General features: G+C 63.3%; 8 protein-coding genes. 1 reads left to right on the top strand and 7 read right to left on the bottom strand.

Features of this window, described 5'->3' with window-relative positions; genetic code table 11:
- Positions 1–129 precede the first annotated feature (129 nt).
- The 3 genes from PCS43_RS16930 to lepA form a co-directional block, all read right to left on the bottom strand.
- Complete coding sequence (locus PCS43_RS16930) at positions 130–1,110, bottom strand: ABC transporter substrate-binding protein (protein ID WP_207624322.1); 981 nt, start codon at positions 1,108–1,110, stop codon at positions 130–132.
- Positions 1,111–1,190: 80 nt separating this feature from the next.
- Positions 1,191–2,120, bottom strand: a complete 930-nt coding sequence (locus tag PCS43_RS16925; protein ID WP_030536619.1) for an NAD(P)H-dependent flavin oxidoreductase — start codon at positions 2,118–2,120, stop codon at positions 1,191–1,193.
- A 6-nt stretch (positions 2,121–2,126) separates the two neighbouring features.
- Positions 2,127–4,019, bottom strand: a complete 1,893-nt coding sequence (gene lepA / locus PCS43_RS16920; RefSeq protein ID WP_003944564.1) for a translation elongation factor 4 — start codon at positions 4,017–4,019, stop codon at positions 2,127–2,129.
- A gap of 72 nt (positions 4,020–4,091) precedes the next feature.
- Here lepA and PCS43_RS16915 point away from each other — a divergent pair, with 72 nt between their 5' ends.
- Positions 4,092–4,625, top strand: a complete 534-nt coding sequence (locus PCS43_RS16915; protein WP_007731034.1) for a type II toxin-antitoxin system PemK/MazF family toxin — start codon at positions 4,092–4,094, stop codon at positions 4,623–4,625.
- A gap of 30 nt (positions 4,626–4,655) precedes the next feature.
- Here the strand turns inward: PCS43_RS16915 and PCS43_RS16910 are convergent, their stop codons facing one another.
- Genes PCS43_RS16910 through PCS43_RS16895 form a run of 4 tightly spaced genes read right to left on the bottom strand, consistent with a single transcriptional unit; the run spans position 4,656 to position 8,981 of the window.
- Positions 4,656–5,429, bottom strand: a complete 774-nt coding sequence (locus PCS43_RS16910) for an aquaporin (protein ID WP_003944482.1) — start codon at positions 5,427–5,429, stop codon at positions 4,656–4,658.
- Between the two features lie 59 nt (positions 5,430–5,488).
- Positions 5,489–6,319: a transglutaminase family protein gene (locus tag PCS43_RS16905; protein WP_007731033.1), complete on the bottom strand. Its 831-nt coding sequence runs from the start codon at positions 6,317–6,319 to the stop codon at positions 5,489–5,491.
- Positions 6,320–6,327: 8 nt separating this feature from the next.
- Positions 6,328–7,299 (bottom strand): alpha-E domain-containing protein, encoded by a 972-nt coding sequence (locus PCS43_RS16900; RefSeq protein WP_003944483.1) that lies wholly within the window; start codon positions 7,297–7,299, stop codon positions 6,328–6,330.
- Between the two features lie 56 nt (positions 7,300–7,355).
- Positions 7,356–8,981, bottom strand: a complete 1,626-nt coding sequence (locus PCS43_RS16895; RefSeq protein WP_003944471.1) for a circularly permuted type 2 ATP-grasp protein — start codon at positions 8,979–8,981, stop codon at positions 7,356–7,358.
- Between the last annotated feature and the right edge of the window lie 167 nt (positions 8,982–9,148).

Below are 9,148 nucleotides of genomic sequence, written 5' to 3'. Positions count from 1 at the left end.
GGGGCCCCCGTTACCCGCCGCCTGGTCGCGCCCGCCGCGGGCCCTCCCCCCCCCCCCACACCCCCCCCCTCCCCCCGCGGCTGTGCCCATTTAAACCCCCCCCGGTTTAAATACCGCCCCACAGCAGGTCTAGCCGGCCACCGCTTCGAGCTGCGGCGTGATCGATTCGAGCGAGTACTTCAGCGACAGCGACGACGGAGTGTTCAGGCCGGCAACAGTCGGATAGTCGACGATGGCCAATCCGCCACCCTTGACTGCAGGCAGGTCGGCAAACCCCGGCAGCTTCATCATGTCGTCGAGCGACCCGCCGTTGGGCAGCAGCACCACGACGTCGGCGCTGAGAGCGTCGACCCGTTCCGGGCTGAGTATCAGCCGGCCACCGGTCACACCGGCCTCGTCGACCAGCTTGGGCGGCAACGACATTCCCAGACGCGTGAACAGTCCCGAAGCACCGTCCTTGGGATCAGCGACGATCACCAACTGCGACGTCGGGAAGACGTACTGCGACAAAAGAGCGGTCTTACCCTTCAGCCCCGGCAACCGCTGTGCGAGCGCATCGATCTGCCCGTTTGTCGCCTCGACGATCTCGTCGGCTCGCGACTCCTTGTCGAGAACCCGGCCGAGAATCTCCACCTGGTCCTGCCACGGATCGACCTGGACGTCGGACAGACCGGCAATTGTCGGAGCGATCTTGCTCAACTGGTCGAAATCGTCCTGATCGGCGACGGAGAACCCGCCGAGAATCAGATCGGGATCCAAGGCTGCAATTTCTTCAGCTTTGAGCGGGACACCGAACTGCTGGATCGCCGAGCGATCGAGTTCCTTCGCCGACGCGTCCACGCCACTCTCCCACGGGAACAGACCACGCTCGTCGCCCATCGGGCCGGCAGCCAGGTACCCCACCGGCTGGATTCCGAGTTCGAGCAGAGCGTCGAGCCACTGGGTGTCGGCCGCGACGATGCGCGTCGGCGTCCCGGTGATCGTGGTGGCGCCGAACTTGTGGTCGATCGTGGTGACCCGACCGCCCGCGATCTCGTCGGCGTCCGAGGACGAACATCCGCTGATACCTACGACCAGCGCTCCCAAGAGAGCCACCGCCGAAAACTTCATCGCACGCACGAAAATACTCCTCCACTAGTTAGCAGAGGCTTACCTTCTCATATGGGACCCGGCTGTGTCCGACCTTGCTTTCAGGCGAAACGAGAGAGCAGACGCTCCGCATCGGCGCCGATGCGTCGAACCACGTCGCCGGCCGGATGGGTTCCGTGTACGAGTCCGACAGCTTCTCCGGCGTAGACGACTCCGCTGTGGGGATCCGACGGGTCGTACGCCTTTGCCAGCATTTCCTCATCGGCGTCGACTCCGTGCCAGGCGGCAGTGAACTCGTTGGCCACCGCGCGGCCACCCCACCGCTGCGGCCACGGTTGACTGCGCGCTCGGTCGAACACCGAGGTGTAAATCGTGTCGGCACTTCCGGCTTCGACGACGCGGTCGCGGGCATAGTCCGGCCCGACCGTCTCCGGGCTGGCGAGCAGCGCCGTTCCGATCATCACGCCTTCCCCGCCGGCTGCCAGGACTGCGGCCAAACCGCGGCCGGTCCCGATTCCGCCGGCCGCCAGTACTGGAAGTGATGTCGTTTCGAGGATCTCCTGCAGCAGCGGCAAGGTTCCGATTCGGCCCGTGTGACCGCCTGCCTCACCGCCTTGCGCGATCACGCCGTCGACACCCGCGGCCTCGACAATGCGAAGGTCTTCGAGCGTATTGATCTGTGACACAACGGGAATGCCCGCATCGTGGATTCGTCCGACATACGAGGCGGGATCACCGAACGACAAGGTGATCATGGTCGGCTCGACGGCAATCGCGGCGTCGAGCATCAACTCGTTCTCGGGCAGCGACCACGTCATCAGGCCGACGCCGAACTTTCCGCCGATCGAGCGGGCCACTTCGGCTTCGGCCTCGATCCACTCCGGTGTGTTGTACCGAGCCGCGCCGAGCAGCCCCAACCCGCCGGCCGCCGATACAGCTCCGGCGAGCGCGCCGCCCGCGCGACCACCCATGGGCGCCCCGAGAACCGGGATTTCGATTCCGAACTCTCGGGACAACCAGGTGGTGACCATGCGCTCCTACTTCTTGGGCTTCTCGCCGACCGATTCCGACGTCAAGGCCGCCACGAATGCTTCCTGCGGCACCTCGACGCGACCGATGGTCTTCATGCGCTTCTTGCCTTCCTTCTGCTTCTCGAGCAGCTTGCGCTTACGGCTGATGTCGCCGCCGTAGCACTTGGCGAGAACGTCCTTGCGGATTGCGCGAATGTTCTCGCGCGAGATGATCTTCGCGCCGATCGCGGCCTGGATCGGAACCTCGAACTGCTGGCGAGGAATCAGCTCACGAAGCTTCGACGTCATGCGTCCGCCGTAAGCGCCGGCGTTGGAACGGTGCACGATCGAGGAGAACGCGTCGACGGCCTCGCCCTGCAGCAGGATGTCGACCTTCACCAGATCGGCCTGCTGCTCACCGGCCTCCTCGTAATCGAGGCTGGCATAACCCTTGGTGCGGGACTTGAGGGCGTCGAAGAAGTCGAACATGATCTCGCCCATGGGCAGTTCGTAGCGCAGTTCGACGCGAGTCTCGGAGAGGTAGTCCATGCCGCCGAGCTCACCGCGACGGGACTGGCACAGCTCCATGATGGCGCCGACGTACTCACTCGGGGCGATGACGGTGCATTTGGCGACGGGCTCGTAGACCTCGCGAACCTTGCCTTCCGGCCAGTACGACGGGTTGGTGACGATGACCTCGGCCCCGTCCTCCATCACGACGCGGTAGACGACGTTGGGCGCGGTGGAAATCAGTTCGAGGCCGAACTCACGCTCGAGGCGGTCGCGGGTGATCTCCATGTGGAGCAGGCCGAGGAAGCCGCAGCGGAAGCCGAAGCCGAGGGCAACCGACGTCTCGGGTTCATACGCCAGCGCCGCGTCGTTGAGACGGAGCTTGTCGAGGGCATCGCGCAGCACGGGGTAGTCCGAGCCGTCCATCGGGTAGAGGCCCGAGTAGACCATCGGCTTGGGATCGCGGTAGCCGACCAGCGGTTCGGTCGCGCCGTTGCGGGTGGTGGTGACGGTGTCACCGACGCGCGACTGGCGGACATCCTTCACACCCGTGATGAGGTAGCCCACCTCGCCGACGCCCAGACCGATACTGGCCTTCGGCTCGGGCGAGATGATGCCGACCTCGAGCAGTTCGTGTGTGGTGCCCGTGGACATCATCGTGATCTTCTCGCGGGGACGGATCCGACCGTCGACCACACGCACGTAGGTGACCACGCCGCGGTAGGCGTCGTAGACAGAGTCGAAGATCATCGCGCGGGCGGGACCGTCAGCATCGCCGACAGGCGCAGGTACCTGCTTGATCACCTCGTCGAGCAGTTCCTTGACGCCCATACCGGTCTTACCCGAGACGCGCAGGACATCACCGGGCTCGCAGCCCGTGATGTGCGCGATCTCTTCGGCATAGCGGTCGGGATCCGCGGCCGGGAGGTCGATCTTGTTGAGGACGGGAATGATCTTGAGATCCTTCTCCATCGCCAGGTAGAGGTTCGCCAGCGTCTGAGCTTCGATGCCCTGAGCAGCGTCGACCAGCAGAATTGCGCCCTCGCATGCTTCGAGCGCACGGGAGACCTCGTACGTGAAGTCGACGTGGCCGGGAGTGTCGATGAGGTGTAGGACGAACTCTTCGCCGTCGACGGTCCAGGGCAGACGAACGTTCTGAGCCTTGATGGTGATGCCGCGTTCACGCTCGATGTCCATGCGGTCCAGGTACTGCGCACGCATCGCCCGCTCTTCGACCACACCGGTGAGCTGAAGCATGCGATCTGCCAGCGTCGACTTACCGTGGTCGATGTGCGCGATGATGCAGAAGTTCCGGATCTGCGCAGGATCCGTGAACGTCTTGTCGGCGAAGCTGCTGATGGGAGACCCCTTAGTCGGACCGGCACCGGCCCGGATCCGGGCCACTGTCAACCCTCAGGATATCCAAGTCTCGGCGCCGCCGTACCAGGGGTTCCCACGGGTGGGTGATTATGCTCGAACGCTATGGCAAGCATGTGGAAGCAGATCGGCAGAACCCTCGGCGCCCTCGCGGTGGAGAAGGGCCCTGCGTTGCTGCGCCAGCTGCAGTCGTCCACGTCCCAGTCGTCTGCCTCGAAGCCGGGTCCGACCGGCCGCCCGATCGCCGCGCGAACGTCTCCGACCGCACATCGCGCCCGCAAGGTCGAGTACTCCCCCGACCTCGACGGCAAGGCCGATCCGGGCGAGATCGTCTGGACCTGGGTTGCCTACGAGGAGGATCCGACCCAGGGCAAAGACCGCCCGGTGCTGGTTGTCGGCCGCGACGGCGACACGCTGCTCGGCCTGATGTTGTCTTCGCAGAGTAAACGCGAGGGTGAGCGCGATTGGCTCGCAATCGGTTCGGGTCCATGGGACGGCGAGGGAAGGCCCAGCTGGGTCCGGCTCGACCGGGTGCTCGACGTTCCCGAGAGCGGGATCCGGCGCGAGGGCGCCGTCATGGATCACAAGAAGTTCGACGCGGTCGCGGCAAAACTTCGGGCCGACTTCAGCTGGAGCTGAAGCCGACCCGGACGATGGAAACAGTGTCGATCAGCTGTCCATACGGTTGAACCGTCCGAAGAGTGCTCGATAGATGAGTGCACCGAGCGCACCGCCGATGAGCGGGAACACGATGAACAACCACACCTGGCCGAGTGCACCGTCCTGGAACGGCGCGACAGCGAGGCTTCGAGCGGGGTTGACGGAGGTGTTGTCGATCGGGATCGAGATCAGGTGAATGACGGCCAGGGTGAAGCCGATGGACACCCCGGCGAGAGGCACGTCGGAGATCTGGTCGGTCGACGCGAGAACGACGAATACCAGCAGTGCTGTCAGCAGGATCTCGATGATCATGGCGGCACCGATGCCGTAGCCGTCGGAAACCACGTTTCCGAGAAGATTCTTCTCGGCAGACGGACTGTGTGCGCCCCAACCGTTTGCACCCAAACCGTCAGCAGCACGGTTGTACGCCGGGAGACTGTTGGCCACCGTGTAGATCACGACGCCTGCGACCAAGCCGCCGATCACTTGCGCGACAACGTAAATCGCCGCATTGACGGCTGAGATTCGCCCGATCACGAATTGGCCGAGAGTCACGGCTGGGTTGACGTGGCAACCGGAAATCGGGCCGATCGCATATACGAGGAACAGCAGGGTCAGGCCGAATGCGAAGGCAACTCCGAGGTTGCCGACTTTCGCACCTGCAAAGACGGCAGTTCCGACTGCGGAGAACACGAGCACGAATGTTCCCACCGCTTCGGCCGCATACTTCTTCACATCCGAGATCGGTTCGATCTCAGTCAATTCCTGTGCAGTTGGAGACATATTCCCACCTTCTTCTCATCGAACGGTAGTAATGCTCACGCGCCTAGATTTGCCGGACTTTACGCAAGCCTGGTGATCTCCACAACAACTTCGAGATCTGTGGAGCGTCCACCGGAAAAGATTCCCTTCAATGGCGGCACATCCGAATAGTCCCTTCCTATTCCGACCGAGACATGCTGTTCATTCACAGCTATCGCATTGGTCGGGTCGTATCCCCACCACGCGCCGGTCCACGCTTCGATCCACGCGTGCGATTCGCCGACCACCGTGTCCCCGACTGCCGCATCACGTTTGGGGTGGAGATAGCCGGAAACGTATCGACACGGTATTCCCATCGTTCGAAGCAATACCAAGGTCAGATGCGCATAGTCCTGGCAGACGCCTTTCCGTGCCGACCACGCCTCGACCGCCGACGTATGCACTCCGGTCGTACCCGGAACATATGACATTTCGCCGTAAACCCATTGCGACGCAGCCACTACTGCATCTTCAGGTGATTTATCTTTGCGCAATTCCTTGGCAATTGTCGCCAGCTTACGATCACGCGGAACATATCTCGTGAAACTCAGTTGTTCGTTGAATCGATCTTTAATCGCGTTTCCCGACAATTCATCCCAGTCGACGGTTTCCTCGGGCTGAACGAACGGTTCCGTCTCCACCACCGACAGTCCGGTCACTTCGAGTTCCGTGTGCGGGGCGTGCAAGTCGAAGGCGGTCACCGCGGTGCCCCAGTAATCGGTGTATCGGTAGGAACGTGTGGCCGGCTGGGTTTCGACGCGCGTGAGTATCACCGTCTGCCTGGTGTCGCCGCGAGGTGTCAATCGCGCTTCGTTGTACGACGACGTCACCGGGGCGTCGTACGCATATCCCGTGGTGTGCACGACCCTCATTCGCCAGCTCACAGCTCTCCCTCCACCGTCGACTCCGCATACGCGGCGCCGGCATCCGTCCACGCGACCCACGGCGCAGCGTGGAAGTACTGCAATGCAATTGCCTCACCCAGTTCGCGGCAGGTCTCCTGCCAACCGAGCAACCGTCCCTGCAGATCCTCGAGCAACACGCCCTGCGGCAGGAACTCGAGTTCGCTGCGTGCGCGGCCCAGAAGCCGCGGCGCCTCCGCCCGGATTCCGACGCGACTGCCCGGCTGCGGGTCGAGCTCCTGCAGGCACTTCTCGGCCTGCCTGATCGAGTGGAACACCGAGCGCGGAAAGAGCCTGTCCAACAAGATGAACTCGACGACGCGATTGGCGTCGAGTGCTCCGCGATACGTACGCAGATACGTGTCATGTGCGCCCGCCGAGCGAAGAACGCTGACCCATGCCGGCGACGACGGGCGGTCACCGGCGCGCGCCAGAAGCATCCGCACGATCATGTCGACACGTTCGATCGACCTGCCCAGCAGAAGGAACCGATAGCCGTCGTCGCGACTGAGCGTGGAATCCGCCAGGCCCGCGAACATCGCTGCGCGTTCCTCCACATAGCGGAAGAACTCGTGTGGCCCCAGCCTGCGTGAGGCACGTTCACGCTCGGCCAGTCCGTTGTACGTGGTGTTCAGGCACTCCCACATCTCACTCGACGTGACCTCACGCGCCCCGCGAGCATTCTCACGTGCACTTGCCAGCGAGTCCACGATCGAACCAACCTGGTTGCGGCTGAACGCAACCAGATCGGTGAGCGAGCGCACGTCGAGCTTGCCCTCCGGCGCCTCGATGCCGAGGACACGCAGGAGCAGACGCGACGTGCGGTCCGGGTCGACGGTGGCGTCGTCGAGCAATTGATGGACGGCGACGTCGAGGATCCGAGCAGTGTCGTCGGCGCGCTCGACGTAGCGGCCGATCCAGTAGAGGGACTCTGCGTTGCGAGCAAGCATCGGTCACCACGCTCCGTTCACTGATAGTTCTTGGTAGCTGGGCACTTCCGAGGTGTTCACTGTTGCTGCTGCTGTTGTTGCTGCGAGGTGCTCAGTTCGGGACCCTGCACCGGCTCCGCGGATTCCGGGGGCTCGGACACCAGTTCCTCGCCTGACAACTCTGGGTCTTCGTCAGAGGTGCGACTCGCAAGCACCCACGTGTCCTTGCTTCCGCCGCCCTGGCTGGAGTTGACCACCAGCGAACCTTCCGGAAGTGCCACCCGGGTCAGGCCGCCGGGCAACACCCACACGTCCTCACCGTCGTTGACGGCAAAGGGCCGCAAGTCCACGTGGCGCGGCGAGAGAACATCGTCGATCTTGGTCGGCACCGTGGACAACTGCACGAGTGGCTGCGCAATCCACCCGCGCGGGTCTGCCTTGATCTTGCGGGTGATCGCGGCCAGTTCCTTGGGGCTCGCGTCGGGTCCGAAGACGATTCCGTAGCCGCCGGACCCTTCCACCGGCTTGATGACCAGTTCGGCGACGCGGTCGAGGACTTGCTCGCACTCCTCGTCCAACCAACAGCGGAACGTGTCGACGTTCTGCAAGAGCGGCTTCTCACCGAGGTAGTAGTCGATGATCTGCGGAACGTAGGTATAGACGAGTTTGTCGTCACCGACTCCGTTGCCGACGGCGCTCGAGATCACCACGTTGCCCGCCCGCGCCGCATTCAGTAGGCCTGCGACGCCGAGAATCGAATCCGGACGGAAGTGCATCGGGTCGAGATACTCGTCGTCGATGCGGCGATAGATTACGTCGACCTGGCGCTCGCCTTCCGTCGTGCGCATATACACCATGTTGTCGCGGCAGAACAGGTCGCGACCTTCGACGAGTTCCACACCCATCTGACGAGCGAGCAACGAATGCTCGAAATAGGCGGAATTGGCGATACCCGGTGTGAGAACAACCACTGTCGGGTCCGCTTCGTTGAGTGCAGCACCCGCACGCAGCGCCCTCAGCAGGTGTGTTGCGTAATCACCGACCGCCCGCACCTTGTGGGACATGAACAGATCCGGGAACACCCGAGTCATGGTGCGACGGTTTTCCATCACATAGGAGACGCCGGACGGAGATCGCAGATTGTCCTCGAGAACTCGGAACTCTCCAGCCTCGTCTCGGACCAGGTCGATACCCGCGACGTGAATTCGCACACCGTTGGGCGGCACGATGCCGGCTGCTTCACGGTGGAAGTGCTCACACGAGGTGACCAGGCGGCGCGGCAACACGTGATCGCGCAGGATTCGCTGCTCTCCGTAAATGTCCGCGAGAAACAACTCGAGCGCCTTCACCCGCTGTTTGATGCCCTTTTCCAGCCGCGACCACTCCTGGGCGGCGATGACGCGTGGCACCAGATCCAACGGGAAGGGTCGTTCCTGCCCGGACAGCGAAAACGTCACACCTTGGTCGATGAATGCGCGTCCGAGTGCGTCGGCACGCGCGGCGAGGTCGGCGCTGCTCGTCGGCGCCAGGGCTTTGTACACACCCTTGTACGGACCACGCACCGAGCCGTCGGGCTCGAACATCTCGTCGAAAGCCAACTCGTAGCGACCGATGTCTGAATATCCGTCGAACACTGCGGCAGGACGCGCTCGGGTGGTGGTCGAACCTGTTTTACTCGAACTTTTCGAAGGCGGCGGCGTCATAGGGCAACATGCTGCTACAAGTGGGGCTATTCGGCAGCGCGGCGAGAAATCGGGCGCTCGGTGTACCCTTCTCGACAGACGCAACGTGCGACGGTTTGGGTTCTTGGGCCCTCGGCTGGTAATCTTGCCAGTCGGTGCATCAGTGCGCCCACAGCTTTCTCGACCGT

It is taken from the genome of Rhodococcus sp. C-2 (assembly GCF_027854095.1).
In the GTDB taxonomy this organism is placed as follows: domain Bacteria; phylum Actinomycetota; class Actinomycetes; order Mycobacteriales; family Mycobacteriaceae; genus Rhodococcus_F; species Rhodococcus_F qingshengii.
Note: the sequence above shows the minus strand (reverse complement) of the source record. Positions and strands in the feature narration are given on the sequence as shown.

Bases quoted from the DNA above. Each gene is read 5' to 3' on its own strand.
- PCS43_RS16915 (WP_007731034.1), top strand. From the start codon at position 4,092: ATGGCAAGCATGTGGAAGCAGATCGGCAGAACCCTCGGCGCCCTCGCG.
- PCS43_RS16925 (WP_030536619.1), bottom strand. From the start codon at position 2,120: ATGGTCACCACCTGGTTGTCCCGAGAGTTCGGAATCGAAATCCCGGTT.
- PCS43_RS16930 (WP_207624322.1), bottom strand. From the start codon at position 1,110: ATGAAGTTTTCGGCGGTGGCTCTCTTGGGAGCGCTGGTCGTAGGTATC.
- PCS43_RS16900 (WP_003944483.1), bottom strand. From the start codon at position 7,299: ATGCTTGCTCGCAACGCAGAGTCCCTCTACTGGATCGGCCGCTACGTC.
- PCS43_RS16910 (WP_003944482.1), bottom strand. From the start codon at position 5,429: ATGTCTCCAACTGCACAGGAATTGACTGAGATCGAACCGATCTCGGAT.
- PCS43_RS16895 (WP_003944471.1), bottom strand. From the start codon at position 8,981: ATGACGCCGCCGCCTTCGAAAAGTTCGAGTAAAACAGGTTCGACCACC.
- PCS43_RS16905 (WP_007731033.1), bottom strand. From the start codon at position 6,319: ATGAGGGTCGTGCACACCACGGGATATGCGTACGACGCCCCGGTGACG.